Annotated in this window: 22 protein-coding genes; 11 read left to right on the top strand and 11 right to left on the bottom strand. The window is 75.9% G+C overall.

Annotated elements, in window-relative coordinates; translation table 11 throughout:
• Positions 1 to 85: 85 nt before the first annotated feature.
• Positions 86 to 4279 carry a protein kinase domain-containing protein gene (locus tag T328_RS06990; protein WP_496495010.1) on the top strand — a complete coding sequence of 1398 codons (4194 nt, stop codon included), beginning with the start codon at positions 86 to 88 and terminating at the stop codon, positions 4277 to 4279.
• Entirely contained in the window at positions 4239 to 4592 is a 354-nt protein-coding gene (locus tag T328_RS06985) for a hypothetical protein (protein ID WP_496495009.1), read from the top strand. The genes T328_RS06990 and T328_RS06985 overlap by 41 nt, the downstream gene beginning before the upstream one ends.
• Before the next feature lie 22 nt (positions 4593 to 4614).
• Here T328_RS06985 and T328_RS06980 read toward each other — a convergent pair whose 3' ends face one another.
• The 3 genes from T328_RS06980 to T328_RS06970 all read right to left on the bottom strand — a co-directional run bounded on the left by T328_RS06980 (position 4615) and on the right by T328_RS06970 (position 6303).
• Positions 4615 to 5400 carry an NPP1 family protein gene (locus T328_RS06980; protein ID WP_496495008.1) on the bottom strand — a complete coding sequence of 262 codons (786 nt, stop codon included), beginning with the start codon at positions 5398 to 5400 and terminating at the stop codon, positions 4615 to 4617.
• A 170-nt stretch (positions 5401 to 5570) separates the two neighbouring features.
• Positions 5571 to 5972, bottom strand: a complete 402-nt coding sequence (locus T328_RS06975; protein ID WP_496495007.1) for a GNAT family N-acetyltransferase — start codon at positions 5970 to 5972, stop codon at positions 5571 to 5573.
• Between the two features lie 73 nt (positions 5973 to 6045).
• On the bottom strand, positions 6046 to 6303 hold the full coding sequence (locus T328_RS06970) for a hypothetical protein (protein WP_496495006.1): 258 nt from the start codon (positions 6301 to 6303) through the stop codon (positions 6046 to 6048).
• 17 nt (positions 6304 to 6320) lie between these two features.
• On the opposite strand from T328_RS06970, the gene murA reads away from it, so the two are divergent.
• Both murA and T328_RS06960 read left to right on the top strand, forming a co-directional pair.
• Complete coding sequence (gene murA, locus T328_RS06965; RefSeq protein WP_496495005.1) at positions 6321 to 7628, top strand: UDP-N-acetylglucosamine 1-carboxyvinyltransferase; 1308 nt, start codon at positions 6321 to 6323, stop codon at positions 7626 to 7628.
• A gap of 55 nt (positions 7629 to 7683) precedes the next feature.
• Positions 7684 to 7902, top strand: coding sequence for a hypothetical protein (locus T328_RS06960; RefSeq protein ID WP_496495004.1), 219 nt, complete (start codon positions 7684 to 7686; stop codon positions 7900 to 7902).
• Here the strand turns inward: T328_RS06960 and T328_RS06955 are convergent.
• Positions 7877 to 9166: a low temperature requirement protein A gene (locus T328_RS06955; RefSeq protein ID WP_496495003.1), complete on the bottom strand. Its 1290-nt coding sequence runs from the start codon at positions 9164 to 9166 to the stop codon at positions 7877 to 7879. The genes T328_RS06960 and T328_RS06955 overlap by 26 nt on opposite strands.
• A 378-nt stretch (positions 9167 to 9544) precedes the next feature.
• Here T328_RS06955 and T328_RS06950 point away from each other — a divergent pair, with 378 nt between their 5' ends.
• Positions 9545 to 11008: a glycoside hydrolase family 47 protein gene (locus T328_RS06950; protein ID WP_496495002.1), complete on the top strand. Its 1464-nt coding sequence runs from the start codon at positions 9545 to 9547 to the stop codon at positions 11006 to 11008.
• An 83-nt stretch (positions 11009 to 11091) separates the two neighbouring features.
• Here T328_RS06950 and T328_RS06945 read toward each other — a convergent pair whose 3' ends face one another.
• Genes T328_RS06945 through T328_RS06930 form a run of 4 tightly spaced genes read right to left on the bottom strand, consistent with a single transcriptional unit; the run spans position 11092 to position 17178 of the window.
• Positions 11092 to 12333, bottom strand: coding sequence for a type III PLP-dependent enzyme domain-containing protein (locus T328_RS06945; protein WP_496495001.1), 1242 nt, complete (start codon positions 12331 to 12333; stop codon positions 11092 to 11094).
• Positions 12330 to 14108 (bottom strand): IucA/IucC family protein, encoded by a 1779-nt coding sequence (locus tag T328_RS06940; RefSeq protein WP_496495000.1) that lies wholly within the window; start codon positions 14106 to 14108, stop codon positions 12330 to 12332. Before T328_RS06940 ends, T328_RS06945 begins: the two co-directional genes overlap by 4 nt.
• Positions 14108 to 15991: an IucA/IucC family protein gene (locus T328_RS06935; RefSeq protein WP_496494999.1), complete on the bottom strand. Its 1884-nt coding sequence runs from the start codon at positions 15989 to 15991 to the stop codon at positions 14108 to 14110. Before T328_RS06935 ends, T328_RS06940 begins: the two co-directional genes overlap by 1 nt.
• Positions 15988 to 17178, bottom strand: coding sequence for an ATP-grasp domain-containing protein (locus T328_RS06930; protein WP_496494998.1), 1191 nt, complete (start codon positions 17176 to 17178; stop codon positions 15988 to 15990). Before T328_RS06930 ends, T328_RS06935 begins: the two co-directional genes overlap by 4 nt.
• 298 nt (positions 17179 to 17476) lie before the next feature.
• Here T328_RS06930 and T328_RS06925 point away from each other — a divergent pair, with 298 nt between their 5' ends.
• Positions 17477 to 18757, top strand: a complete 1281-nt coding sequence (locus T328_RS06925; protein ID WP_496494997.1) for an MFS transporter — start codon at positions 17477 to 17479, stop codon at positions 18755 to 18757.
• A gap of 154 nt (positions 18758 to 18911) precedes the next feature.
• On the opposite strand, the gene T328_RS06920 is transcribed toward T328_RS06925, so the two are convergent.
• From T328_RS06920 to T328_RS06910, 3 genes are all read right to left on the bottom strand, one after another.
• The gene (locus tag T328_RS06920; protein ID WP_496494996.1) at positions 18912 to 19877 is read right to left on the bottom strand and encodes a WD40 repeat domain-containing protein; all 966 of its coding nucleotides are present in this window, start codon (positions 19875 to 19877) and stop codon (positions 18912 to 18914) included.
• Positions 19878 to 20024: 147 nt separating this feature from the next.
• Positions 20025 to 20747 (bottom strand): permease prefix domain 1-containing protein, encoded by a 723-nt coding sequence (locus T328_RS06915; RefSeq protein WP_496494995.1) that lies wholly within the window; start codon positions 20745 to 20747, stop codon positions 20025 to 20027.
• Complete coding sequence (locus tag T328_RS06910) at positions 20744 to 21085, bottom strand: PadR family transcriptional regulator (RefSeq protein ID WP_496494994.1); 342 nt, start codon at positions 21083 to 21085, stop codon at positions 20744 to 20746. The genes T328_RS06915 and T328_RS06910 overlap by 4 nt, the downstream gene beginning before the upstream one ends.
• A gap of 81 nt (positions 21086 to 21166) precedes the next feature.
• Here T328_RS06910 and T328_RS06905 point away from each other — a divergent pair, with 81 nt between their 5' ends.
• From T328_RS06905 to T328_RS06885, 5 genes are all read left to right on the top strand, one after another.
• Positions 21167 to 21643, top strand: a complete 477-nt coding sequence (locus T328_RS06905) for a DUF2269 family protein (protein ID WP_496495365.1) — start codon at positions 21167 to 21169, stop codon at positions 21641 to 21643.
• 3 nt (positions 21644 to 21646) lie between these two features.
• On the top strand, positions 21647 to 21919 hold the full coding sequence (locus T328_RS06900; RefSeq protein WP_496494993.1) for a hypothetical protein: 273 nt from the start codon (positions 21647 to 21649) through the stop codon (positions 21917 to 21919).
• An 82-nt stretch (positions 21920 to 22001) separates the two neighbouring features.
• Entirely contained in the window at positions 22002 to 22616 is a 615-nt protein-coding gene (locus T328_RS06895; protein WP_496494992.1) for a dienelactone hydrolase family protein, read from the top strand.
• Positions 22613 to 23452 (top strand): GNAT family N-acetyltransferase, encoded by an 840-nt coding sequence (locus tag T328_RS06890; protein WP_496494991.1) that lies wholly within the window; start codon positions 22613 to 22615, stop codon positions 23450 to 23452. The genes T328_RS06895 and T328_RS06890 overlap by 4 nt, the downstream gene beginning before the upstream one ends.
• A gap of 108 nt (positions 23453 to 23560) precedes the next feature.
• A complete protein-coding gene (locus T328_RS06885) occupies positions 23561 to 24592 on the top strand; it encodes a glutathione S-transferase family protein (protein WP_496494990.1) in 1032 nt (343 codons plus the stop codon).
• The last annotated feature ends 91 nt before the right edge of the window (positions 24593 to 24683 follow it).

Genomic DNA, 24683 nt, shown 5'->3' with positions numbered 1-24683 from the left:
CGGGTGAACGGGACGCGCCCGGTGGGCCTACGCTTCGGCTGGTCGGTGCGGTGCGGCGGACCGGGTGCGGAAGGGAGGCGGCGCGTTGGCGGAGCTGGAGCGCGGGGACCCCCGGGAGATCGGCGGGTACCGCGTGCTGAAACGGCTCGGGGCCGGCGGCATGGGCGTCGTCAATCTCGGCCGCTCGCCCGCCGGGACGCTCGTCGCGGTCAAGGTCGTACGCCCCGGACTGGTCGGCGACGGCCGCTACCGCGCCCGCTTCCGCCGCGAGGTGGCCGCCGCCCGCTCGGTGACCGGCGCGTACACCGCGCCGCTGGTCGACGCCGACCCGGACGCGGAGCCGCCGTGGCTGGCGACCGCGTACCTGCCGGGACTCTCGCTCGACGAGGCCGTCGGTACGTTCGGCGCGCTGCCCGCCGCCGTGGTGCGGCTGCTGGCCGTGGCGCTGGCGGAGGCGCTGGCCGGGATCCACGGCGCCGAGGTGGTGCACCGCGACCTCAAGCCCGGCAACATCATGCTCACCCCCGGCGGCCCGCGCGTGATCGACTTCGGCATCGCCCGCCCCGAGGACTCCGCGACGCTCACCCAGGACGGCGCGCTGCTCGGCACGCCCGGGTTCATGTCGCCGGAACAGGCCGCCGGCGGGCGCGCCGGGCCGGCGGCCGACGTCTTCGCGCTCGGCTCGGTGCTCGCGTTCGCGACGGCGGGGCGGGGGCCGTTCGACGCGGGCAACCGGGTCGACACGCTCCAGCGCATCCAGCGCGGCCAGGCCGACCTCGCCGGGGTGACGGACCGCCGGCTGCGGACCGTCGTCGCGGCCTGCCTGCGCCCCGACCCGCGCCGCCGGCCCCCCGCCGTGGCGCTGCTGGATCTGCTGGGGGAGCCCACGGAGACGGGGCACGGCACGCGCTGGCTGCCCGCCGCGGTCGCGGAGGCGATCGACGCCCGCACCGCCCGGGTGCCGTGGCCGCTCGCCGGCGCCGCCGCGGCGGTACGGCCCGGGGAGCCCACCGCGGACCCGTTCGCCGAGACGGGCGCGACGGCCGAGACGGGGCCGGCCGGAGCGGCGGGCGCGGCCCACGGCGCGACGCATGGCGCGGTGCGGCCGTGGGAGCGGGCCCGGCCGGGCGAACGCCGTGGCGGCCCAGGCCCGGCGGCAACTCGCGGCGACCACGCGCCCCGTACCCGCCGCCGCGCGCTCCTCGCCGCCCTCACCGCCGCGACCGCCGCCGGCGCCGCGGCCCTCGCGCAGCCCCTGCTGGCCGCGTTCGACCGCGACGCGCCCCCCGGCGACCGCCGCCCGCACCCGGACCACGGGGCCGCGGACCCGCCGCCCCCCGAGGCCGAACGTGCCTGGCGGGTACGGGTCCGCGACCCGGATGCGGACCCGCCCGGCCTCTACGTCGCCGGCGGCACGGTGTTCGTCCACGGCGGCGGCACGGGCGGCGTGCGGGCCGTCGACCCGCGTACGGGCGACGAGGTGTGGCGCCGCCGCTGGGGCTCGGGCGCGGCCGGCGAGTTCGCCGCCGGCGACGGCACCGCGTTCCTGGTCGGCCCGGACGGGGCCGAGGCGCAGCGCGTACGGGCCCTCGACGCCGCCTCGGGCGGCGAACGCTGGACGTACGAGCGGGAGTTCGCCTTCATCGACGCGGTGGCCGCCGCCGACGGGCTCACCTGCATCGGGGACGGCGGCGTCGTCGCGTTGGACACCCGCGGCGGCGGCCGGCGCTGGTCCGCGGAGACGACGGCCTTCTCCCTCACCATCGGCTCCGGCATCGTCCTCGCCGACAACGGCGCGGAGGTCACCGCGCTCGACGCCGCCGGCGGCAAGCCGCGCTGGCGGCACCCGGCCGAGGACACCACCGCCATCCTCGTCTCCGACGGCCTCGCCTTCGTCTGCGACGCCTACCTGCGCCTCGTCGCGCGCCCTGTGGACGACCGCGTCATCGCCTGGGAGAAGCGGCTGACGTACCCCAGCACCGTCCACGCCGCCGGCGGCGGCATGCTCTACGTCAGCGAGCCGAACGGCCACCTCCGCGCCCTGCGCGCGAGCACCGGTGACGAAGAATGGTCGAGCCCGGGGACGGAGTTCCTCGGCCTCGCCGACGGCGCGGTCCACGTCTGGGGCAGCGCCCCGGGGGGCGGCACCGGCAACGGCACCACGGGCACCGGCCCGCGGCTGTACGCTCTGGATCCGGCCGACGGCGAGGTCCTGTGGGCGTACGACGACGCCGAGCCCGTCGGCGGCATCATCACAGATGCCGCCGGGCTGGTGTTCGCCGTCCTGGCGAACGGGTACGTAGAAGCCCTCAGCCCCCCACCGCACGCCGGCCGAACGGAGGCACGAGTGGAGCCGCTTGAGCCCGACGACCCCCGCTCCCTGGGCGGCCACCGCATCCTGGCGCGCCTCGGCAGCGGCGCCACGGCCGTCGTCTACCTCGGCCGCTCCCGCGGCGGACGGCTGCTGGCCGTGAAGGTCGTGCACGCCGAACGGGCGCGCCGGCCCCAGGCCCGGGACCACTTCGTACGCGAGGTCGCCGCCACCGCCGCCGCGGGCGGCGTGTACAGCCCGTCGGTCGTCGGCGCGGACCCCGGCGGCCGGGTGCCGTGGATGGCGACGGAGTTCGTGCCGTCCGTCTCGCTGCACGAGGCGGTGGAGCGGTTCGGGCCGCTGCCCGGCCACTCGGTACGCCGGCTGGCCGCCGGGCTCGCGGAGGCGCTCGTCGCGGTGCACCGCGCCGGGGTCGTACACCGCGACGTCAAGCCGGCCAACGTGCTGCTCACCGCCGACGGGCCCAAGCTCGTCGACTTCGGCATCGCCGCCGCTGCCCGGCCCGCCGAACTCGCGGGCACCCCCGGCTTCATGTCGCCGGAGCAGGTCGCCGGCGCCGAGGTCGGGCCGGCCACCGACGTGTACTCGCTCGGCTCCACGCTCGCGTACGCCTACGCCCGCGGCGAGAACGACGAAGCCGGGTCTCCCCGCCCCGACGACGACGCCCTGCGCTCGCTCATCGCCGACTGCCGCCGCCTCGACCCCGCCGAACGCCCCACGCCCGCCGCACTCGGCGACCGCCTCGCCCGCGACCCCGGCCCGGACGGTCCCGCCGGGACACAGCCTGCCGCCGCCTGGCTGCCCGCGCCGGTCCTCGCGGCGATCGACGCCCACGCCGGCGAGGCCGCCAACCCGCCGCTGGCGCCGGCCGGTTCACCCCGCCGCCGCCTGCTCCTCGGCGGCGCGGCGGCCGTCGCGGCCGGCGCCGGCGCCGTCGTTCTGCTCGCCCTGCGCGAGGACGAGCCGCGGCCCCGGACGGGGGACGACGCCCGCCCCGCGGCCCGGGACTCCGCCCCGCCGGCCACACAATCCGAGGCGGAGCCGGAGCCCGCGCCCGAGCCGATCGCGGTCGAGTTCGCCCTCACCGGCGACGGGCCCGTCGAGAAACTGACGTACGCCGTCAACCGCAGGCCGGAGACGCTCAAGGACGTCTCGCTGCCCTGGCGCAGACCGTCGAGGTCCCCAGGGAGAAGCGCTCCGCCGCCTGGAGCCTCGACCTCTCCCATCACGGCGAGATCACCTACGAGATCCACGTCGACGGCCGCCGGGTCATGTCCCAGCGCTCGCCCGCCCCCGGCATCCCCGCCGCCGTGCGCGGGCCGGGACCGTACACCGCGGAGGCCGGCGGCGAGATCGCGTTCGGCGCCCCGGCCGGGGACACCAGCGCGTAGTCTCCCGCGCCCGGGACCCCTCCTGGCCGGGGGTGGTTACCGTGAGGCGCAGTCACCCACGAGAAGAGGGGGTACCCGCCATGGCGAGCAAGATCACCCTGCTGTCCAAGGAAGTCGGCAGCCTCAGTCGCGGACTGCCTCCCGTCGAGATGCCGCCGCAGCCGGAGACGTTGTTCGTGCTGGGCGCGAACGGCGGGATGAGCGTGGCCCCGGACGCCGGTTTCACCCTGGTGTTCGGGCGCAACGAGCCGGAGGTGCACGTCTGCGTCGGCGGCGGCGACCGGCACGTCAGCCGCCGGCAGGGGCTGCTCACCCGGCAGTACGCGCGCTGGGTGCTGACCAACACCGGGAAGCGGCCGATCCGCTTCCCCGACTCCCGGCTGGTGCACGGCGGCGATCACGCGTTCCTGCCGGCCGGGTACACCCCGCTGTTCGTCGTCTCGCCCCGCCAGGACCACCTGCTGGAGGTACGGATCTCCGCGGCCAGACCCGGCGGAGCGGCCGGGGGCCCGACCGTGCAGGAGGAGTCGACCCTCGGCGAGGAGCGCGACCTTGAGGACGAGGAGCTGCTGGTGCTCGTCTGCCTCGCCCAGCGCTATCTGCAGGGCGACCCGCAGCCGCAGCCGCTGACCTGGGCCCAGGTCGCGTACGAGCTGAGGCAGCTGCAACCGGGGCGTAACTGGACCGAGAAGCGCGCCGCGCACATCGTCGCCGGCGTGCGGCAGAAGCTCAGTCGCGACGGGGTGCCGGGGCTGCTGGCGAAGGACGTGCCGCCGCCCGTCGGCAACGCGCTCAACCACAACCTCATCACCGACCTGCTGAACACCGTGACGATCGAGAAGAAGCACCTGCGGCTGCTGGGGGAGTGAGCGCCCCGGGCGCCGGGGTGCGTTACGGGGCGCCGGGGTCGAAGGGAACACCCGCGGGCAGGGCCTTCTCCAGGTGGGAGACGAAGGTCGCGTCCTTCAGGCCGAAGTTGGCGCTCCCGAAGTCCGCCGTGGCGAGCCGGTCGCGCACCCCCGCGGGATAGCCGTTCCACCCCACCAGGTCGGGGAACTGCCACCCGCCCTGGTGGTTCTCCGGCGGCTCGTCGCCGCCGGTGGCGGGGCGGAAGGCGTGGGTGCCGATGCCGTCCTTGTGGTAGACGACCTTGGGGTGGGTGCCGTCCCACTGGATCTGGTCGCGCGGGTAGGTGTCGAAGTCGCCGTGGGCGGAGGTCGAGACGTACTGCGCCTGCTGTGCCGCGTCGTCCTGCACCCACACCACGACGTGCTCCCAGTCGTGCCGGTGCCCGCCGAGGCTCGTGCCGGGCAGGGCCTGGTCCTTCTCGAAGTACAGGCCGTAGACCACGGCGCACCAGCCGTTGTTGCACTTCGCACGGGAGTAGCCGTTGGTGTTGTCGAGGTCGGCGGCGTCGCGGCAGTCGCCGTCGAGCGCGCCGCCCGGTTCGAGGCCGGGGTTGAGAGTGCCGTCGGGGCCGATGGCCGGGGTGGCGTAGCAGCCGTCGGTGTCGTAGTCGTAGGCGGGTTGGAACGTCTGCTCCAGGCCGTCCGCGTTCGCCGGCAGTGCCAGCGGCGGCGCGGCGGCCGCCGAGGCGGCGTGCGGTACGGCGACGACGAGCGCGAAGGCGCCGCCGAGGACGGCGGTCGCGCGACGGATCCGGCTGTTCGACCTCATGTGGCCTCCCCGGGCGGCTTCGTGGAGCCCCGACGACCGACCATCCTCCGGGCCCGACCGCCGGCTGGGCAACGGTGCAAAGCCACCCATGGGCGACATGCGAGGCGGCGGTCGGACGAAGAGCGGGTTGCCGCGTGGTGGAGTGGCGCCGTCGCCGGGGTGCGCGCAGGTCAGCCGGTCAGCGCGACGAGCCCGGCGGGCGTCGGCCGGAATCCGCAACCGTCGACGTAGAACGGGCCCAACTCCTCCTCGAAGTCGACGTGGAGCCACTCGCACCCGGCCGCCCGCGCCCGGGCCACCGCCTCCGCGACGAGCCCGGCGCCGACTCCCTCGCGCCGCCGTGCCGACGGCACCACCGTGTCCAGGAGGAACGCGTGCACGCCGCCGTCCCAGGCGACGTTCACGAAGCCGACGAGCGCGCCGCCGTCGCGGGCGCACACCCAGCCGAGGCTGTGCCGGTGCAGTTGCGCGTGCCAGTCGATGTCGCGGACCGGGTGGCTGAACCCCTCCGCGTGCAGGGCGTTGACGTCCGCGTTGTCGAACCCGCCCCGCCACTCGTACGTGATCGCCATGCGGCGAGCGTACGGTCACCGGCCGGCGCGGGGTGCCGCCCGGTGACCGTACGCCTGCGTGACGCGCCGCCCGTCAGCGCGCGCCGGTGTCGATCGCCTCGGCCATCGCCCGGCAGCCCGTGTCGCTCGGGTGCGGATGGTCGCCGCTGTCGTACCCGGGCAGCGGCCGGTCCGGGTCCGCGGGGTCGGCCAGCACCCGGTCGAGGTCGGCGACCTCGTCGTACGCCCCGGAGGTGAGCTGAGACGGCCGCCCGGGCGGGCCGCCGTGGCGCGGCCTGCGTGACGCCGGCGGGGGCCGGGCGGGGGCCGGGCGAGGGGGCCGGCGGGGCACGGTCGTAGGCTGCACGGGTGACTGGGAACCTGTGGCAGATCGAGCCGTCCGGACCGCTGCGCGGTGACGTCACCGTGCGCGGGGCGAAGAACGCGGTCAGCAAGCACATGGTGGCCGCGATGCTCGGCACCGAGCCGAGCACCATACGCAACGCGCCGGACGTCGGCGAGGTCGGCATCACCGCCCGGATGCTGGAGCACGTGGGCATGAAGGTCGAGCGCACCGACGGCGAGGTCACCGTCGTGCCGGGGCCGGTGGCGGACCCGAGCGTGGACAAGGCGTTCACCGGGCTCAACCGCATCCCGATCCTGCTGCTGGGCCCGCTGCTGCACCTGGCCGGCGAGGCGTTCGTGCCGATGGTCGGCGGCGACCCGATCGGCCGCCGGCCGGTGGACTTCCACCTGGAAGCGCTGCGCCGGTTCGGCGCCGAGGTGGAGCTGGCCGAGGACGGCATCCACGCCCGTGCCACCCGGCTGCGCGGCACCCGTGTCGACCTGCCGTACCCCAGCGTCGGCGCGACCGAGACGGTGCTGCTGACCGCCGTACGGGCCGAGGGCCGCACCGTCATCCGCAACGCCGCGACCGAGCCGGAGATCGTCGAGCTGGCGCTGTTCCTGCAGCGGATGGGCGCGCGGATCTCCCTCTACCCGGACCGCCGCATCGTCGTCGAGGGCGTCGACGCACTCGGCGGTGCCACCACCCGGCTCGGCGGCGACCGTATCGAGGCGTTCTCGTACCTGGTGGCGGGGCTGGTCACCGGGGGCGCGGTGCGGGTGCACGGCTGCCCGCAGGACCGGCTGGTCACGCCGATCACCACGCTGGCCCGGATGGGCGCCCGGTTCGAGATCACCGACGAGTGGATCACGGCGTCCGCGCCGCGGCCCCTGCGCGCCGCGGCCGTGCAGACCGACACCCACCCGGGGTTCGCCACCGACTGGCAGACGCCGCTCATGGTGCTGTTCACGCAGGCCGCGGGGATGTCGGTGCTGCATGAGACGGTGTACGAGAACCGGTTGGCGTACGTCTCCGCGCTGCAGGGCATGGGCGCCGAGATCGAGGTGTACGACACCTGCCTGGGCGGCCCCGCCTGCCGCTACTACGACACCGGCGCCCTGCACTCCGCCGTCGTGCGCGGCGTCAGCGACCTGCGCGGTGGGGACGTCACCATGCCCGACATCCGCGCCGGGTTCTCCGCCGTGCTGGCCGCGGCGGTCGCCACCGGCGGCTCGACGCTGCGCGGGGTGCACCACATCGAGCGTGGCTACCACCGGCCCGTCGAGCAGTTCCGCGCGCTCGGCCTGGAGCTGTACAGCCGCGAGGAGTAGCGCGCTTGAGGGTGCGCGGGGACGGCGTTCGGCACCGGGACCGGAGGGGACCGACATGGAGTGGTGGTGGGTGGTGGCAGCCGTGCTGCTGGGCGGCGCGGGGGTGGTGGCCGCGGGCTTCCGGCAGGCCGACGACTCGCCGCGGAGGCTGTCGGGGCGCTCGCGGCGCACGGCACGCGGGCTGTCGGTGGTGCTGATCGGCGTCGCGGTGTTCTTCGGGCTGCTGGTGGCGGTGGCCAAGTTCCTGCTCACGACGGGGAACGGCGGGCTCTGAAGCTCTCCAGCATCCGGCGCTGGTGCCGGTGGCCGACGGTCTCGTAGCCGACGACGGTCACGAACGGCGCGAGCATCACGACCAGCAGGCACACCGCGACCGGCGTCCCGGCCGCGGCCAGCAGCACCGCCGCGCCCAGCACCGCCAGCGTCAGGGAGATCAGCAGCAGGTGGAAGCGGTCGCCGGACAGCAGCAGGGTGTGCAGCAGGTAGACGACGAGCAGGTAGAGGCCGACGGGCAGCGCCAGGGACAGCACCACGGCGACCTTGCCCACCTCGGCGTGGTGCTCCAGGTACAGCCCTGCCACGTGCAGCCCGGCGCCGGCGCCCGCGATGCCGGCGAACACGAGGATGTGGCCGTAGCCGAAGAGGTACCCGCGGGCCCGCCGGTGCACCAGGATGTCGCCGAAGGGCGTCGAGAAGTACACCCACCACATGCCGAAGGTCAGCCCGACGCCTGCGACGACGACGGCCACGGCGTTCGCCGTCCAGGCCGTGCCGTGCGGGCCGCCGAGGAGGTCGCCCGAGGAGGCGACGGTGCCGACCACGCCCTCGCCGAGGGTGATGATCGCGAAGAGGCCGTACCGCTCGGCGACATGGTGCGGGTGCCACGGCGTCCCGCCCGCGCCGCCCTGGGTGAGCACCGGCAGCAGCAGCTCCAGCGCCGCGAACACCGCGAAGGCGATGATCACCGGCCCGAACGACAGCTTCGTGAACGCCACCACGAGCCAGCCCACCTGCGCGATCACGGTCCAGCGGATGTTCGCCATGCTCACGGCGTGGAACGCGGGGGACTCCCGGGCGGCGCGCCACCACTGCGCCACCATGGCGATCCGCATGATCACGTACCCGATCGCGATCGCGCGGATCTCCAGGTGGTCGCCCTCCTCGACCGAGTGGAACATCGCCGGCAGGCCGAGGGCGAACACGACGACGCCGATCATCTGCAGCATCGTCAGCGACCGGTAGAGCCAGTCGTCGGTGCCGAACGCGGACGCGAACCAGCTGTAGTTGATCCACGCGTTGGTGATCGCGAACATCGCCAGCGCGAACGCCACCACCGCCCGCCCGGCGTGGTCCGCGGCGACCATCTCGGCGAAGAACGACGCGGCGATGCCGACGGCGACCACGAACGTCAGGTCGAACAGCAGCTCCAGCGGCGTGGCGGACCGGCCGCGCTCCTTGGGGTCGCGGCCCGTCATCGGCACCCGGCTGTGCGCGATCCGCCCGGGGCCGGCGTCGGCGGCGCGTTCGGAGTCGGTCATAGCGAGAGATGATGCCGCATCGGACGGGGTGGGTCAGCGGGCTCGCGCGGGGTTTCCGCACGGCCCGTACGCCCGCCGCCGTACGGACCGCGCGGCGAACCGGGTGGGTGCGGCGGAGCCGACTGCCGCGGGAGACGGCCCGGTCACCCGGGGTCCGCGGCGGCCGAGCCGCTCGCCGGCCCGGCCGGCCGGCACCACCCCGCGCCGCGACTCCTCGACGACGGGTGGCCGAACGCCCCGAAGGCCCCGACGGTTCCATGGCACCCCGCGAGCACCGTTGACACCGCCCGGAGCGCGGCTAGCCTCATGTCACGACCGTAGCCGACAACGATGTCAGGCGCGTCGGGGGGCGCGCCACACCGCGAAGGGGCACCATCGATGGGCACCGCCGCACACCACCGCACCCCGCTCTCCCGGCGCCGGCTGCTGGCCGCCGCAGCCGCGACGTCCGCCGCCGGAGCCGGCGCCCTGGCGCAGGCCGCGCCCGCGCGGGCCCTGTCCGGCCCGGCCGTCCACCCCGCGTCCGCCGCGCGCATGCCCGCCGGGCGGGAGGCGGCACGCGAGATCCGCGCCGAGTTCCTGCACGCCTGGAACGGCTACCGCGCCGCCGCGTGGGGCCACGACGAGGTACGGCCCGCCTCCGGCACCTCGCAGGAGTTCTTCGCCGAGGGCCACCCCGTGGGCCTGTCCATCATCGAGGCCCTCGACACGCTGTACGTCATGGAGCTGGACGACGACCTGACGGAGTCCGCCGACTGGCTGGAGCAGAACCTCGACTTCGACATCGACGCCGACTTCCACGTCTTCGAGGCGATCATCCGCGTCGTCGGCGGACTGCTCGCCGGCCACCTCGTCACCGGCCGGCAGTCGCTGCTCGACCTGTGCGTCGACTTCACCGACCGGCTGCTGCCCGCGTTCACCAAGTCGCCCACCGGCATCCCGTACACCCGCGCCAACCTGCGCACCGGCGAGGTGCACGGCACCACCCCGCCGCTCGCCGAGATCGGCTCGAACATCCTGGAGTTCGGGATGCTGTCGAAGCTCACCGGCGACGGCAAGTACTACGAGGCGGCCAAGCGGGCCTACCGCGCGGTGATCGACCGGCGTTCCGCGCTCGACCTCCTCGGCACCCGGCTCGACGTCGAGACCGGCCGCTGGACCGACCCGACGGACCAGGGCCCCAACCCGCCCGTCGACTCCTTCTACGAGTATCTGTGGGGCGCCTGGGAGCTCTTCGGCGACCGGGACTGCCTGCGCTGGTGGCGGCTCCTCAACAGGGCGATGACCGAGCACCTGGTGGAGGAGTGGGACGGCCATGTCTGGTACCGCCAGGTCGACTTCGCCACCGGCGAGACCACCGGCCGCCGTCAGTCCGAGCTGGCGTCGTTCTGGGGCGGCCTGGTCGCCAAGGGCGGCGACCGCCGGCTCGGTGAGGCGTACCACCGCTCGTGGGAATCGGTCCTGCAGCGCTGGCCCGTGCTGCCCGAGGAGATCGACTACGGCACGATGACCCCGACCTCGGTCGGCAACCAGTTCCGGCCCGAGTACGTCAACGGCGCCTTCGACCTGTACTGGCTGACGAAGGACGACTTCTACCGCCGCACCGCGTGGCAGTACTTCGAGGGCATGAGGGCCCACGCCCGCGTCCCCGGCGGGTACACGATCCTGGAGGACGTGACGACCTCGCCGATGCGTCAGGGCGACCTTTTCCCCGCGTACGCCTTCGCGGAGAACTTCAAGTACCTGTACCTGATGTTCGCGCGCACACCCCGCTTCGACGGCGGTGACTACGTCCTGTCGACCGAGGGCAAGATCCTGCGCGGCTTCCCCCGCCGCGGGTGAGCTGAGCCGGGCCCGCCCGTGTCGGGCGGGCCTCGGCGCGCTCGGCGGGCCGTCAGGCCCGTGCCCGGCTGAGGTCCGGGTGCTCAACCGGAGGCGGGCCGGTCGTCGACGAAGTGGAAGCCGGGGCGCGGGTGCATCAGGAAGTCGTGGTGCGAGATGTTCCAGGCGTAGGCGCCCGCCAGTGAGAACACCACCAGGTCCCCGGCTCGCAGCCCCGCCGCCGCGACTCCGCGCGCGAGCACGTCCTTCGGCGTGCACAGCTGTCCGGCGACCGTGACCTCGGCCCCGCGGGCCGCCGGCCGCGGCCAGGGGTGCGGCCACGGGCGGGGCGCGGAGTGAACCGTGCAGGGCTGGTCGTGGCCCTTCGTCGCGGGGGTACGCAGATGGTGGGTGCCGCCGCGGACCACGGCGAACTCCTCGCCGTGGCTGCGCTTGACGTCCAGCACCTCCGTGGCGTACCAGCCGCAGTACGCGGTCAGCGCCCGGCCCGGCTCGACGCGCAGCGTCAGCCCGGGGTGCTCCGCGGTCAGCCGGCCCAGCCCCGCGCCGTAGCCGCGCCAGTCGAACCGGCTCTCGGGGGCGGCGTAGTCCACGGCCATGCCGCCGCCGACGTCGACCTCCAGGCCGCGGGTGTCGAGCCCCGCCCGCCCGGCGAGCCGCAGCGCCCCGGCCACCACCGAGCGCGCCACGCCGAGCAGCCGTGGTGCGTCGAGCCCGCTGGCGAGGTGCGCGTGCACGCCGCGCAGCCGCAGCCGCGGGTACGTGCCCCCGGCGAGCAGCCGCGCGGCCTCCTCGGCGTCGGCGGGGTCGAGGCCGAAGGGGGAGGGGCGGCCGCCCATGGCCAGGGCGCTGCCGGCCAGCGAGCCGTCGGCGACGGGCAGGTTGACGCGCAGCAGCACGTCCACCCCCGGATCCGCGCCCGCGCCCCGGGCGTCGCCCGCGGTCAGCCCGCCGAGCATGCGCAGCTCGTGCAGGCTCTCGACGTGGACGCGGTGCACCCCCGCCGCGCGGGCCGCGGCCAGCTCCGCGGGCGTCTTCCCGGGCGCGCCGAAGGCGAGGCGGCTGCCGGGCACGGCCGCGGCGACGTGGGCGAGTTCGCCGCCGGAGGAGACCTCGTAGCCGTCGGTGTACGGCGCGAGGGCGGCCAGGACGGCCGGTTCGGGGTTGGCCTTGGCGGCGTAGTACAGCTCGACGGGCGCGGGCAGGGCGGCCCGTACCGCCGCCGCGTGGGTGCGCAGGGCGGCCAGGTCGTAGACGTACGCGGGCAGCTGACCGGGCGCGAGGGAGCGGAGGCGGTCCAGCACGGCGGGCGTCGGGGCGGTCAACGGGCGCTCCGGCGGGGTGAGTCGGGTGAGACGGATGAGTGGGCCGCCGGGTCGGTGCCGGGGGCGGCGAGCGGGTTCGGCAGGTGGACGTAGCCCGCCTCGCGGTCGGCGCGGCGGCCCCAGCGGGTCAGCAGGTTGGCCTTGGCGGGCAGCGGCGCCCCGCCGAGCAGGGCGCGCAGCCGGGGCGGGTCGCCGAGGTCGCGGGCGCAGTCGAGCAGCACGGCGCGTACCCGCGCCCACAGCGCCGCCTCGGCCCGCGGGTGCAGGTCGGCGAGCGCGGCGAGCATGTCGGCGACGTGGTTGACCAGCAGGCAGTACACCACCCGGCGCCAGCCGCGGGTCGCGTCGTACGTCATCGGCCCCGCCACCTCCGCCGGCAGCGCGGCGAGGGCGTCGGCGTGCCGCTCGGGCAGCAGCTTGGTGCCCTCCAGGTCGCGGAGGACCACCTGTGCCGGCATCCCGTCGGCGTCGACGCACAGCAGCACGTTCTGCAGGTGCGGTTCCAGCACCACGCCGTGGTCGAAGTAGGCGGCGAGCACGGGCGGGACGAGCAGTTCCAGATACGCCGACCACCAGTCGAGGGCCGTCTGCGGGCGGGCCGCGGCGGGCAGCCGGGAGACGTGCGCCGGGCCCGTCGGGTACTCGTCCGCGACCGCGCCGGCGAGCAGCGGGGTGGCGCCGGGGCGCAGCACGCCGGACAGCCCCTCGCGGACGATGACCCCGAAGCCCTCGAACAGCGCCGGGTCCGGCGCGCCGGCCGGGCCGGGCAGCGCCAGGGTGCGGTACGCCGGTTCGCGCAGCAGGGCGGCGGCGGGGTGGCGGGCGGCGAGGCCGGCGAGCACGGGGCCGAGCAGCCGGGTCAGGGCGACGGCGCCCGCCAGCTCGTAGCGGGAGTTCTTCCGCACGCAGTTGGTGATGCGCACGTTGAGGCTGAACTTCAGGAAACCGGCGCCGGTGTGCAGGGTGCGCACGGAGGCCGTCGGGGTGCACGGCGGCCCGCCGGCGCCGAGGTCGAGCACGTCGCCGCGGTCGAGGGCGGCGCGCAGCGCCGGGTGGCCGGCGAGGAGTTCGTGCTGCCAGGGGTGGACGGGCAGCAGCCGGTAGCCGTCGGGGACCGGGCGGAGCCGGTCGAGCGGGGCGGCGGCGCCGGGTTCGGCGGTCTCCTCGGCGGTCAGGTGGGCGCGTACGGCGAGCTGGCGCAGCGGGAACGCGACCCCGGCCTCGGGGGCGTAGGCGGACCAGGCGGCCGCGCCGCCGCCGCGCGCCTTGGGCGTGGGGTGGAAGCGGTGGCCGAGGGGCAGGGACTGCTCGGAGTCGAGGTACGCGGCGAGCGGCCCGGAGCCGTCCGGGGGAGCGGACCGCTCGCGTACGGCGGCCAGCGCGGCCCGGGTACCCCGGTGGCTGGAGACGACCTGCTCCAGGAACTCGTCGTTGCGCACCCCGGTACGCGCCGCCAGCTCGTCCTGCACATGCTCGGCGAGCCGCCGCCAGCCCACGTGCACCCAGTCGCCGTCGCGCCACTCGGCGACCGGCCCGCGGAAGCGGTGCGCGCCCAGCAGCGAGGTGCGGCGCAGCGCCACGCGCAGCAGCACGCCCCGGCGGGACAGCCGCAGCAGCAGCCGGCCGCCGTCGACGGTGGCCTGGTCCTCGGGTCCGCAGACCTCGCGCAGCAGGCAGTTGAGCAGGGTGTGCGCGACGGCTTCGTCGGCGGTGGGCGGCCGGGCGGGGGCCGCGGAGGTCGCGGGCAGGGCGGCGGGTGAGGCGGTGAGGGGCATCAATGGTTCCAGCCGGGGCGGGGGGAGGGGATGGACGGGCGGGGGGAGGCGTCGGGCGGAGGTGCGGGGGCGGCGCGGAGGTAGTTCGGGCCGGTGGTGTAGTGCTTGTTGACGTCGGCGGCGCCCGAGCGTTCCTTGGTCAGCAGCGTCCCGGCGGTGACCATCGCCTTCACCGGCAGCCGGCCGGCGTGCAGGACGTGCGCGCGCAGCACGGCGCCGGGCTCGCCGGGCGCGGTGCCGAGCCGTTCGACGGCCTCGGCGAGCCGGTCGCGTACGAGGGCGAGCCCGGCCGCGAGCGGCGCGCGGCCGTGCCGGGCGAGGCCGAACGCGTAGGCGCCGGCGCACAGATGGACGGTGATCGTGGCGAAGACGTCGGCCACGGGTCCGTCGTCGGCGCAGAGCGTACGGGCGTCGGCGAAGTCGCCGGGGCCGGGCGCGTCGGGGCCGAGGGCCGCGCGCAGCCGGGCGTGGTGGATGCGCGGCCCGTCGTCGTCCTTCAGCAGCAGCCGGACGCGCGGGCGGCTGGGCGCACCGCGGACGGCCGTGCCGTCGGGCGGGTCGAGGACGAGTGAGACGTTCTGCTGGTGCGACTCCAGCGCGATGCCGTAGCCGAAGAGGGTGGTCTGGAAGTCGAAGAGGAGGGTGAGGACGTCGTCGAGGAGGGCGAGGGGGTCGCCGCCGTGGCAGCGGTCGGCGAGGTGGTCGACGACCAGCCGGCCGTCGGGGGCGGGGGCCAGCAGTGCCGCCAGGGGGACGACGAGGGCGCCGTCGAGCCCGGCGGGCTGGCGGCGGCACAGCACCGCGAGCATGTCGTGGCCGGCGTGCGCGTAGGCGGTCTCGTCGGCGTGCAGCACGGTGTCACGGAACCGCGGCTCGCGTCCGGTGACGGTGTCCAGCAGCCGCTGGACCGTCGCGCCGTCGGCGAGGGTGGCGGGCTTGACGGTGCGCCGGTTGCGCAGCCCGAGGGTGGCGGTGGCCAGCGGCAGCTTCAGGTGCAGTCGCGGGTCGGCGACCGCGGCCACGGTACGCATCGACAGCGTCGGCACCGCGTCGAGGTACGGCAGCGGGGCGAGCGCCGCCCGGTCGGCGAGGCCGGTGGCGTGCAGCGCGCCGGCCAGCGGGGCGCCGAGGGTCAGCGGGTGGACGGGCAGGGCGAGATGGGTGCGGTCCAGCGCGGCCGGCAGGCCGAGGGCGGAGGGGGCGGGCCAGGCGGTCGGCAGAGTGGGCGCGGCGGCCGGGTCGAGCGCGCCGCTCAGGGTGAGGGCGCCGAGCGGCAGGGCGAGCCAGCGCAGGGCGAAGCGGGGGTGGAACTCCGGGGCGTAGGAGCGCAGTCCGGCGGCCGTGAGCCCGGCGCGTCCGCGGGAGGTCGGGTAGACCGGGTGGTCGAGGCGGGCGGCGAGCGTGTCGTACGCGAGCGTGCCGGCGTGACCGGTCCAGCGGGCCGGGTCCGGACCGTACCGCTCCGTCAGGGCCGCCGCCGTCCCGGCCCAGGTGGCGGTGTGCAGCCGCGTCGTGGCCAGCGTCTGGCGGCACTCCGCGGCGAAGTCGGCGAAGCCGCCGCGGTCTTCGGGCCCCGCGTGCCCGGCGAGGGCGGCGAGGACCGCGTCGAGCCCGGTGACCTCCGCGGTCCGGCCGCCGGTCTCCCGGAGCAGCAGCGGCAGGCGGGCGCCGTACGTGCCCTGGAAGCCGTCCGGCGCGACCGGCAGCAGCAGCGCCCCGGCCCCGGCGGGGTCCGCGAGCCGCAGCCACCGGCCGTCCGACCGGTCGTGCGTCGTCGTACGGCTGCGCAGCCCGACCGCGTCCTCGCGCAGCAGCGCGCTCAGCACGCGCAGCGTCAGCTCCGCCTCCTCGGCGCCCTCGGACTGCGCGGTGGCCCCGCTCACGGCGTGATCTCCCAGCGCTGCGCGGCCAGGAACTCCGCCACCACCCGGTCCACCCGCCGCTGGTCCGTGCCGACGGCGCGGGCGACGCCGAGGAAGTCGCGGTTGGTCCGGTGCAGTTCGTGCCGCTCGCCCACCTCGCGCAGCGGGCGGTACGTCAGCTCCACCCCGTCCACCACCAGGTCGGCCGGGCCCGGCGCGGCGGTGAGCGTCCCGGCGGCGCCGGCGCACGGGTAGGACAGCCGCGCCCGCCCGTCCGTACGCGCCCCCAGGTCCGCGGGCAGCGGCTCGCCGAGGTGCGTGCGCAGGATGTGCTCGAAGAGCGGGATGCCCAGCAGCCGGGCGAGCAGCAGATCGCACTGGTCCCCGATGGCCCGGTAGTTGACCTCGACGAGCCGCGCCCGGCCGGGCTGGACCACGAACTCGGTGTGGCAGGCGCCGAACCCGACGCCGAGGGCGTCGAGCTGCGCGAGCACCTGCGCCGTGACGGGCCCGGGGTGGGCGGGCACGTAGGCCATGCGCTCCTCGACGAAGTACGGCGGCGGTGACAGCTCGGTGTGGAAGCCGCCGAGCAGGTGTCGCACCCGCCCGTCGCCCAGCGTCTCCAGCGTGTACAACTCGCCGTCCAGGAACTCCTCGACCACCAGCGCCTCGCCCGGGCGCCGCGCCCGGATCTCGGCGCAGCGCCGCACCAGCTCCGCCGCGTCGGCGGCCAGCACCACGTCCTCGCTGGCGACGCCCTCGCGCGGCTTGACCACGCAGGGGAACGGCACGTCCGTCGCGGCGAGCTCCGCGGGATCCGCGTCGGCGGGCAGCTCCGCCGCCCGGACCGGGTCCACCCCGGCGGCTGCGAGCCGGCGGCGCATCTCCGCCTTGTCCTTGGTGGCGAGGGCGGCCCGCCAGCTCTTGGCGGGCAGGCCGAAGTAGGCGGCGGCGAGCGCGGCCTGGGTCTGCAGGTGGTCGCTGTTGGTGAAGACGGCGTCCGGCCGGTGGTGGGCCGAGATGCGGCCGATCACGGCGCGGAAGTCGTGAACGTCGCAGCCGAGGGTCTCCGGGTCCGGGGCGCGCCGCCGGTGGGCGTCGGGCTGGTCGGTGAGCACGGTGACGTCGAGGCCGAGGCGGCGCGCGGCGGGGAGGAAGCCGTCCGTGACCGAGTCGGTGGGGTTGCGCGCCAGCAGATAGAACCGCACGGAATCCTGACCTGACACCTTCCCGGAAGCACCCGACAGCCGCGGCAGAAGTAAGGCTTACCTTACTCTGTCGATCACCCGCCGGTGCCCGGGGTGCCGAAACGGGCCGGGCCGGCCCGTCCGCGTACCGCCCGGTCCGCGACGTCCGCCGGAGTCCACGTACCGAAACGGGTTTGAGCCCGCGGCGGGGTCGGAACGACACTGCGGGGGGAGCCTGCCGCGACGCGGTTCCACTGTGATGCCCGCACGGCCGTCGCCCAGGCGCTGACGAGTCACCGTTCCGAAAGAGAGCCTGTCGATGGCCACCGTCTTGCGCCGCCGGCGCCTGTCGCTGTCTCTGATGTTCCTCATACCCGGCCTGTCGCTCTCCTCCTGGGTGACCCGCACCCCGGACGTCCGCGACGAGCTGGGCGCGTCCACGGCCGAGATGGGCCTGATCCTCTTCGGCCTGTCCGTCGGCTCCACGATCGGCATCACCAGCTCGGGGCCGCTGGTGGCCCGGATGGGCACCCGGCCGGTGATCGGCGGCGGCACGGTGCTGATCGCGCTCGGGGTCGCGGGGGTCGGAACCGGGGCGCTCACCTCGACGGCGGCCCTCGTCACCGCCGGGCTGTTCGTCTTCGGGCTGGGCGGCGGGTCGGGCGAGGTCGCGCTGAACGTGGAGGGGGCGGAGGTCGAGCGCCTCCTCGGCCGGTCCGTGATGACGACGCTGCACGGGTTCTTCAGCCTCGGCACGGTGGTCGGCGCGAGCCTCGGCATGCTGGCCACGGCCGCCGGGTTCCCCGTGCAGTGGCATCTGCTCATCATGGCGGGCGTCGCACTGGCCGTCTTCCTCGCGTCCTTCGGCGACATCCCGGCCGGCGCCGGCAGACAGGCGTACGGGAACGGGGGCCGCGACGGAGACGGGGACCCGGACGCCGTGGCCGAGAACGCGGGCACCGGGCGTCCGCTGTGGAAGGACACCCGGCTGCTGCTGATCGGCGCGGTCGTCCTCGCCATGGCGCTCGCCGAGGGCGCGGCGACCGACTGGCTGCCGCTGCTGATGGTCGACGGCCACGGCCTGGACGCGGCGCTGGGGTCGCTGGTGTACGTGGGATTCGCCGCCGCCATGACCGCCGGCCGCTTCTGCGGCGCCTACTTCATCGACCGCTTCGGGCGCTTCCTCGTGATCCGGACCAGCGCGGTCTCCGCGGCGCTCGGGCTGGTCGTGGTGATCTTCGTCGACCACCCGGTGGCCGCCGGCGCCGCGGTCCTCTTCTGGGGCCTGGGCGCCTCGCTGGGGTTCCCGGTCGCGATCTCGGCCGCCGGCGACTCCGGCCCGAACGCCACGGCCCGGGTGAGCCTGGTGGCGATGATTGCGTACGGCGCCTTCCTGGTCGGCCCGCCGAGCCTCGGCTTCCTGGGCGACCACTACGGACTGCGCTCCGCGATGATCGCCGTCCTGGCGCTGGTCGCCTCGGCGATCTTCCTCGCCCCCGCGGTCGGCGAGCGCCGCCCCGCGGTGGCGGACGTCAAACACGACCCCACCGCGGCACGCGAGCCCGCGGGAGAGGAGGCACGCGCCGACCGCGACCGCTGAGACGCCCGCGGCCCGCCGGGGCGTTCGGCGCGGACCGAGCAGCGCCGCCAGCCGGCCGGCCGGTACGGCCCGGGCGTGCCCCGGCCGACGACGATGCCCGGGTAGCGGGCGCGGCGTCCGGGCGCGGGGGAGAGTGCGTCCACGGAGCCGCAGGCTACGCCCCCGCCGGCGGCGGCAGGTTCCAGATCTGCAGTACCCCGGTGTTGCGGGACGCGGTGACGAAGCGCCGGCCGTCCGGGGAGACCGTCACCGCGGACAGGAAGCGCGACTCCGTCCTGATCGTGCGGGCCGCGGCCGGCGGCGTGGCCGGGTCCCAGATGTGGGCGACGCCGCCGCTGCCGACGCTGACCACCCGGGAGTCGGGGGTGACGGCGACGTCCGCCACCGCCTCGCCGTGCGCGGTGACCTCCGCGCCGGTGGTCGTGCCGCTGCCGTCGAGTGCGGTGAGCTGCATCCGTCCGTCGACGCCGCCGCTGACCGCGCGGGTGCTGTCCGGGGTGACCGCCAGCCCGGTGACGAAGGACCGGTGCGCGACCACCGGGCCGCCGACCGCGGTGCCGTCGACCAGGTCCCAGATCCGGAGGACGCCGTCCTTGCCGCTCTCGTGCCCGGTGCTGACGATCTTCCGGCCGTCCGGGGTGACCGCCACCCCGGCGACCAGATCGTGCGCCCGGACCGACGGCCCGGTCGGCTCGCCGGACTCCAGGTCGAAGACGCGCACGGTGCCCTCGCCCCCGCCGGTGACGATCCTTTTGCCGTCGGGCGTGAGCGCGGCGTGCACGGACACCGGCACGCCCCACTCGCCGGTGTACCGGTGCGCGCCGAGCGGCCCGGTGACCGGCTCGCCGGTGCGCAGGCGCCACGCGCCGGCCATGCTGTGGCCGGCGGCGACCACGTGCTCGCCGTCGGGCGTCACCGCGACCGACCCGAGCGCGTCCCCGTACGTGTCGATCTCCCCGAGCAGCTTCCACGGCGCCAGGCGCCAGATCCGCAGCAGCCCGTCGTCGCCCCCGGAGATCACGTGGCGCCCGTCCGGCGTCATCGCCAGCGACTGGATCCCGCCGCGCTGCTGCGCGCGGGCTCCCGGCCTCGACAACAGCCGTTCCCGCCACCCTGTCACGCCGTACTCCCCTCCTCGGGCACCGCCGGATCACCGGAGGCGGCGCACGGGCCGCCGCGGTCCGGACACCGGCGCCACAGGCTGCCACGCGGTGCCGGGGACCCCTCCCGTGACCAAACGTGGACACGTGGCGAGCCCGGCGGCGCGTCAGCGTGCCAGCAGGGCGCAGTGGCGGCAGGCGCGGGCGGAGGCGGCCAGCCGGGTGTGCGCGACCAGGGTCAGCGCGCCGGCCAGCGCGCCGACCGGCCAGTCCTGCGCCAGCACCGCGCCGGCGCTCAGCGTGAGCGCGCTGACCGCGAGCGCCACGGCCGCGGTGGTGCCCGTCCAGGCCACCACGAGCGGCAGCCGCCGCGGGGTCGCCAGCCGGCGGGAGACGGCACCGGTGGCGGCCAGCGAACCGGCGGCGAGGAGGGCGGTCAGCGCGGCCAGGCCGCCGAGGTTGGCCGCGAGTACGAGCACGGCCGCGGGCAGCTGCCCGCCGGCGTCCTCGGCGGTGGCCCCGACCAGGTACCAGCAGGCCATCAGGAACGGGACGATGAGCGCGACGATCAGGGCGGTCTGCCGGGCCTGGGCGATGGTCAGCTCGCGCTGGAACGCGGGGCCGACCTCCTCGACGGTGCCGAAGTCGCGCACCGCGCGGGCCGCGGCGGCGGCGCGGGACGGGGCGCCGGCGTCGGCGTGCGCGGCGGCGGCGTCGGCGAGCCCGTCGCGTACCTCCGCGAGCATCCGGGACTTGGCGCGTACCGGGCCGGACAGCGCGGTGTCCAGGGCGGCGAGGTGGTCCTCGATCGCCGTACGTCCCGGGGTGCCGGACCCGCCCGGGGTGCTGCCGGCCGTACCACGTGGGGCCCGGGGGTCGCGGGCCGTCATGTCGCCGGCCTCGGCGCCCGGGCCGGGTCCAGGACCGAGCCGATCGCGCTGGTGAACTCCTGCCACGCGGTGCGCTCGTCGGCCAGCGCGCGCCGGCCCGCGTCGGTCAGCTCGTAGCAGCGCCGCCGCCGCTCGCCCACCGCCTCCCAGCTGCTGCGCAGCAGTCCCGTGCGCTCCAGCCGGTTGAGGGCCGGATAGACCGTGCCCGTACGCAGCTCCAGCGCACCCGCGCTGCGCCGCTGGACGGCGGTGATGATCGCGTAGCCGTGCAGCGGGCCGTCTTCGAGCGCGGCGAGCAGCAGTCCGTCCAGATGCCCGCGTACCGGATCGCCTCTCATGAGCACCCACCCTACCTCCCGTTGTTGGTGTGCTATGTATTGGTAGCCAATATATAGATGGCCTACTCTCGGGAGGGTGCGGTGACGAAGTTCCTGCTGTCCGTACACGTGCTGGCGGCGATCCTGGCCGTCGGACCGATCGCCGTGGCGGCGTCGGTGTTCCCCCGGATCGCGCGGGAGTCGGCCGCCGCCGACCCCGCGCACCGCGGCGGGACCGCCGCGTTCCTGCACCGCGTCTGCCGCGCGTACGCGGTCGTGGGCCTCGCCGTCCCCGCCTTCGGCCTGGCCACCGGCGCGCAGCTCGGGGTGCTGACCGACGCCTGGCTGCTCGCCTCGATCGTGCTGACGACCGGCGCCGCGGCGCTGCTCGCGCTCGCGATCCTGCCCGGTCAGCAGCGCCTCCTCGCCCGGGCGAGCGGCGACGCCCCCGCGGCGGAGGGCGACGGCCTGCGCCCGTCGGCGAGCCGGCTGGCCATGCTCACCGGGGTCTTCAACCTGCTGTGGGCGGTCGTCGTCGTGCTGATGATCGTCCGCCCCGGCTCCACCACGGGGGCGTGAACCGTGCGCGTGCTGCGGATCGCCGCCGCCGTCGAGCTGGTCACGCTCGCGGCCCTGCTGGTCAACCTGCTCACCGTGCACACCGGGGTCGTCACCTCCCTCGGCGGCCCCGTGCACGGCACCGCCTACCTCGCGGTCATCGCCCTCACCTGGGCGACGACCCCGGTGAACACCACCGGCGGCACCCGGACGCGGTCGGTCGTCCCCGGCGTCGGCGGCCTGCTGGTGCTGCGCCGGCTGCGCCGCCGGCGTCCGCCCGAGCCGCCGGTCACGTGACGGATCCGCCGCGGCGGGTGAGCCGGCGGCGCCGGTAGAGTGCCCGGAAGATCCGAAAGGCGTCCGGGAGCGGAGCGTCACCATGGCCGAGGTCGTGCTCTTCCACCACGCGCTGGGGCTCACCCCCGGCGTCGTCGCCTTCGCCGACAAACTGCGCCGCGCGGGGCACGCCGTGCACACCCCCGATCTCTTCGAGGGCCGCACCTTCGGCTCGTCGGCGCAGGGGATGGCATACGTCGCCGGGATGGGCTTCGGCGAGGTCGTCGCCCGCGGCGTGCGCGCGGCCGAAGCGCTGCCCGCCGAGGTCGTGTACGCGGGGTTCTCCCTCGGCGTGCTGCCCGCGCAGTGCCTCGCCCAGACCCGCGCCGGCGCGCGCGGCGCCCTGCTGTTGTACTCCTGCGTCCCGGTGGCCGAGTTCGGCCCCGCATGGCCGGAGGGGGTGCCGGTCCAGGTGCACGGCAAGGCCGACGACCCGGTGTTCGCCGGCGAGGGCGATCTCGACGCGGCGCGCGAACTGGTCGCCGGCTCCCCCACAGCGCTTCGCGCGTGGGCGGTACCCCCAGCGGACCGGGAGCTGTTCCTCTATCCCGGCGACGAGCACTACTTCGCCGACCCCACCCTCCCGTCGTACGACCCGGCCGCCGCCGCACTGCTCACCGAGAGGGTGCTCGCGTTCCTCGCCGGGGCGCGGCCGTGAACGCCGCGCTTCCGAGCGCGGCGTCCGGGGTCGTCCGGGGGCTGCAGGAGCGGGCCGCGCGGGCGCTGCCCGCGGAACTGGTCGAGTACGCGGACGGCTGGTGGCTGCGGCACGACTCCGGCAGCTCGTGGTGGGTGGGCTCGGTGCTTCCGCACGGGCCGGCCGGGTCTCCGGAGCCGGCCGGGCAGACCGGGACGGACGGGAGGGCCGGGAGGGCCGGGCCGGGGGAGCTGGCGCGCCGGGTGGCGCGCGCGGAGGAGTTCTACGCCGGGCACGGCACGGCGGCGCGGTTCCAGATCACCCCGCCCGCGTGCCCCGCCGGCCTCGACGACCTGCTCGCCGGGCGCGGCTACCGCCGCTCGGGCCCGGTGTCCCTGCAGACGGCGGCGGTGGCCGACGTGCCGGGCCGGCGGGAAGGAGACCGGCTGCGGGTACGGACCGAAGACCGTCCGGGCGCCCCGTGGTTCGGCGTCTGGCACGCCGTCCACGGCCGGGGCGCCGGCACCGCCGCCGAGTGGGGCCTGCTCGACCGGGTCGCGGGCCCGTCCGCGTACGCCCGCGTCCTGGACGGCGACGCGACGGTGGCGGTGGGCCGCGCGGTCGCCGACACCGGCTGGGCCGGTGTCTTCGCCATGGCCACGCTGCCCGCGGCGCGGGGGAGGGGTGCCGGCGGGCGGGTGCTCGGCGCGCTGGCCGGCTGGGCCGGCGCACACGGGGCGGCGCGCCTGTACCTCCAGGTCGAGCGCGACAACCCGGCGGCGCTGCGGCTGTACGCCCGCGCCGGCTTCCGCGAGCTGTGCACCTACCACTACCGCACCGCCGTGGCAAAGCCCTGATCCGGTCTCGTGGCGACTCGCCCGGCCGGCACCGCCTCACCTGACACCGGGCGCGGCGGCACTGGACAATGGGGCCGGTGGTCGGGCATGTCGACGAAGGAGCCGGCGATGAGCAGCGAGCGTGACGGAGCGGGGCAGGGCAACACGGAGTACGGCAGGAAGCGCTTCAAGCGCTCCCGCAGCCACTTCGCCGACCGGATCACCGCGGCCGGCGAGGACGGCTGGCCCGTCGAGGCCGGCCGCTACCGGCTCGTGGTCAGCCGCGCCTGCCCCTGGGCCAACCGCACGCTGATCTCCCGGCGGCTGCTCGGCCTCGAACCAGCGGTCTCCGTCGGCGTCACCGACCCGATCCAGGACGACCGCAGCTGGCGCTTCACACTCGACCCCGGCGACCGCGACCCCGTGCTGGACATCGGCTTCCTCAGCGAGGCGTACGACGCGCGCGAGACCGGCTACCCGGGCGGCGTCAGCGTGCCCGCAATCGTCGACGTGCCCAGCGGCAAGCTCGTCACCAACGACTTCCAGCAGATCACGCTCGACTTCGCCACCGAGTGGACCGCCCTGCACCGCGACGGCGCGCCGGACCTGTACCCCGAGGCGCTGCGCGACGAGATCGACGAGGTGATGGAGGGCGTGTACCGGGACGTCAACAACGGCGTCTACCGGGCCGGCTTCGCCACCGGCCAGGACGAGTACGAGGGCGCGTACCACGACGTGTTCCGGCGGCTGGACGAGCTGTCCGCGCGGCTGGCCGACCGCCGCTACCTGGTCGGCGACACCCTCACCGAGGCCGACATCCGCCTGTTCACCACCCTGGTCCGCTTCGACCCCGTCTACCAGGGCCACTTCAAGTGCAACCGCAACAAGATCGCGGAAGACCCCGTGCTGTGGGCGTACGCCCGCGACCTGTACCAGACGCCGGGCTTCGGCGACACGGTCGACTTCGACCACATCAAGCGCCATTACTACGAGGTCCACACGGGCATCAACCCGACCGGCATCGTCCCCGCCGGGCCCGACCTCTCCGGCTGGCTCACCCCGCACCACCGCGAGCAGCTGGGCGGCCGCCCGTTCGGCGACGGCACCCCGCCGGGCCCGCCGCCCGAGGCGGAGCGCATCCCCGCCACCGGCCGCCCCTGAGACGGCGCGCGGGCGCCCGCCCGGTGACGGGCAGCGCGTCATCTGCCCGCACGGGAAATGATGTTGGCGGTCCCGGGCCGCCTCCGCCATC

Source organism: Streptomyces sp. CNX435 (assembly GCF_059570575.1).
This window is presented reverse-complemented; position numbering and strand designations above follow the sequence as displayed.